The sequence below is a fragment of the Sphingomonas bacterium genome, from assembly GCF_903643065.1.
GTDB lineage: Bacteria > Pseudomonadota > Alphaproteobacteria > Sphingomonadales > Sphingomonadaceae > Sphingomonas.
Window position 1 is genome coordinate 1 of the sequence record NZ_CAHJWX010000402.1, and the last position, 2,883, is coordinate 2,883.

Genomic DNA, 2,883 nt, shown 5'->3' on the forward strand with positions numbered 1-2,883 from the left:
GGCGGCGCGGCGGCGGTGGCCGGCGGCACCACGCGCCCCCCGCAGGCGGCGAGCAACAATGCCAGCGCGGCCGTCAGGACGGCCCGCGCGTCAGGCCTCATCGGTGTCGGCGAGCTTCCAGTTCGGGTCGGCGCTCTTGAGCGTGCGCGCGAACGTCCACAGGTCGTGCGTCTCGACCGCGTCGGTCAGCGTGCCCGCGATCACCTGGCCCTCCGCGTTGCGCGTCACGGCGGCGATGTCGGCGTCGAAGCGGACGGTGATCCGCGCCTCGCGCCCCGCCACCTGGCTCTCCACAATCTGCGCGCGATCGATGCGGACCAGCCGGTTGTCGAGCGTCTCGCCCGCTGCCGCGCGCGCGGTGATCGCGGCGGCGAACTCGTCGCGGACCGCCGGCGTCGTCAGGTCGGTCAGCGCTTCCAGGTCACCGCGCCAGAACGCCTCCAGCGTCAGCCGGTACGCGCCTTGCGCGCCCTCCACGAACCGACCGACATCGAACGACGGTTCGCCGGCGACGATCGCGCGCAGCCCCTGCTCGGCCCGCGCCTCGATCGGCTTGGGCGACATCTCGCGTGGTTCGGGCACGGGCTCGGCGGCGCGGGGCAGCGTCAGCGAAACGCGATCGTCCGCCGGGCGCACGATCGGACGCGGCTCGGCGCCCGTGCGCCGCCCGAGCACGCTGTACAGACGCAGCGCTAGGAACGCCGCCACCATCGCCAGGACCACCACGTAAAACACAATTCCTCCGTGCACCCTCGCAATAGATAGGGCAAGCGCCGCGCGTTTGTAACCGCTCGCCGTTGAAACCCGTTCCCCCCGCTGCTACCCGGCCGGTTTGTTGTTCCGAACGGGATTGAACGAGCTCATGGCCGACGACGCACTTACCCCCGATCCCGGCCAGCCGCTGGCGAACGGGGCCGATACCGCGCCGGCGGCGGGCATGATCTCGCAATATGTGAAGGACCTGTCGTTCGAGAACCCGAACGCGCCCGCCATCTACCAGACGCCCGAGCCGCCGCAGATCGATGTCCAGTTCAATATCGGCACCGGCCAGGTCGGCGAGGAGGTGCACGAGGTCACGCTGAAGATCGACGTGCGCGCCGAGACGGGCGGGCAGGTCGCCTTCATCGTCGACCTGACCTATGCGGGGCTGTTCGGCTTCCGCAACGTGCCGGCCGACCAGATCCAGCCCTTTCTGCTCGGCGAGGCGCCACGCCTGCTGTTCCCCTTCGGCCGGCGCGTGCTGGCGGACGCGGTGCGCGACGGCGGCTTCCCCCCGCTGCTGCTGGAGCCGATCGACTTCGCGCAACTGTATCTGCAACAGTCCGCGCAGCAGGGCGACGTCCAAGCGGGGGTCGTGGGTCAGGCGTGACGCTTACTCCTCCCCGGCACGGGGAGGTGGCGCGCCCGCAGGGCGTGACGGTGGGGGCCCGCCACGAGCGTGGCGCCCGGCCCGGGCCCCTCCACCCCTCGCGAGCGCTTCCCCTCCCCATCCTGGGGCGGATTAGGACAACATGAATCTCACCCGTGCCCTCGGCTCGGTCGGCGGGCTGACGCTCGCCAGCCGCGTGCTCGGCCTGGTGCGCGACTCGCTGTTCGCGCGCTTCGTCGGCGCGGGCTTCGCGTCCGATGCGTTCCTGGTCGCGTTCCGCCTGCCCAACATGTTCCGGGCGCTGTTCGCGGAAGGTGCCTTTTCCGCCGCATTCATCCCGATGTTCAACCGCAAGGTCGCCGATCCCGCGGGCGCCGGCCTGGCGGACGGGCTCGCCTTTGCCGAGGAGGCGCAGTCGGTGCTGTTGCCCGTGCTGTTGGCGATGACCGCGATCATGGAGGTCGCCGCCTGGCCGGTGGTGTGGCTGCTGTGGGGCGGCTCGGATGGCGTCGGCGACACGCAGTTCGCGTTCGTGGTGACGCTGAGCCGCCTCACCTTCCCCTACCTGCTGCTGATCAGCCTCGTCTCGCTGCTGGGCGGCATCCTCAACTCGCTCCAGCGGTTCTGGGTCAACGCGGCCGCCCCGATCCTGCTCAACCTGACGCTGATCGTCGCGCTGGTTGTCTTCCATGCGCGCGACCCGCTGGCGACGTCACGCAACCAGGCGATCGCGGTGACCGTGTCGGGCGCACTGCAGCTCGCCTGGCTCTGGTATAATTGCCGTCAGAACGGCGTGCGGCTGCGGTTGCGGTTGCCGCGACTGAGCCCGGAGGTGCGCCGCCTGCTCAAGCTGGTGGTGCCGGCGGCGGCGGGGACGGGCGCGGTGCAGGTCAATCTGGTCATCTCCACCGCGCTGGCGCGGCATTTCCTGCCGTCCGGCTCGATCAGCTACATCTATTTCGCCGATCGGCTCAACCAGCTGCCGCTCGGGCTGATCGGCATCGGCCTGGGCACCGTGTTGCTGCCGACCATCTCGCACCAGCTCGGGCGTGGCGCGGAGGGCGAGGCGATGGCGACGCAGAACCGGGGCACCGAACTGGCGCTGCTGCTGACGCTGCCGGCGACGCTGGCGCTGATCACCTGCGGCTTCCCGATCGTGTCGGCGCTGTTCGAACATGGCCGCTTCGATCCCGTCGACGCGCGCCGCACCGCGCAGGCGCTGGCGGCCTATTCGATCGGCCTGCCCTCCTATGTCCTCGTCAAGGTGCTGACGCCGGGCTATTACGCGCGCGGCGACACGCGCACGCCGGTGCGGTACGCGCTGGTATCGATGGCGGTGAACCTCGTCGGCAATTTCGCGCTGATCGGGCCGCTCCAGCATATGGGGCCCCCGCTCGCGACCGCGCTCGCCTCGACGGTCAACGTCGCGCTGCTCTATCGGACGCTGGCGGCACGCGGGCAGTTCGCCGCCGACGCGCAGCTGCGCCGCCGCGCCCCGCGCGCGCTGCTCGCGG

3 protein-coding genes are annotated in these 2,883 nt (G+C 70.9%); 2 read left to right on the forward strand and 1 reads right to left on the reverse strand.

The genetic code is table 11. The features are described from left to right. Positions 1–90: 90 nt before the first annotated feature. Positions 91–735 carry a Tim44/TimA family putative adaptor protein gene (locus tag HUU95_RS12840; protein WP_174280460.1) on the reverse strand — a complete coding sequence of 215 codons (645 nt, stop codon included), beginning with the start codon at positions 733–735 and terminating at the stop codon, positions 91–93. Positions 736–862: 127 nt separating this feature from the next. Between HUU95_RS12840 and secB the strand changes: the two genes are divergently transcribed. Both secB and murJ read left to right on the forward strand, forming a co-directional pair. Next, positions 863–1,369, forward strand: coding sequence for a protein-export chaperone SecB (gene secB / locus HUU95_RS12845; protein ID WP_174280461.1), 507 nt, complete (start codon positions 863–865; stop codon positions 1,367–1,369). 142 nt (positions 1,370–1,511) lie between these two features. After that, positions 1,512–2,883, forward strand: a 1,372-nt coding sequence (gene murJ, locus HUU95_RS12850) for a murein biosynthesis integral membrane protein MurJ (RefSeq protein ID WP_174280462.1), incomplete at its 3' end; no start/stop codon positions are given.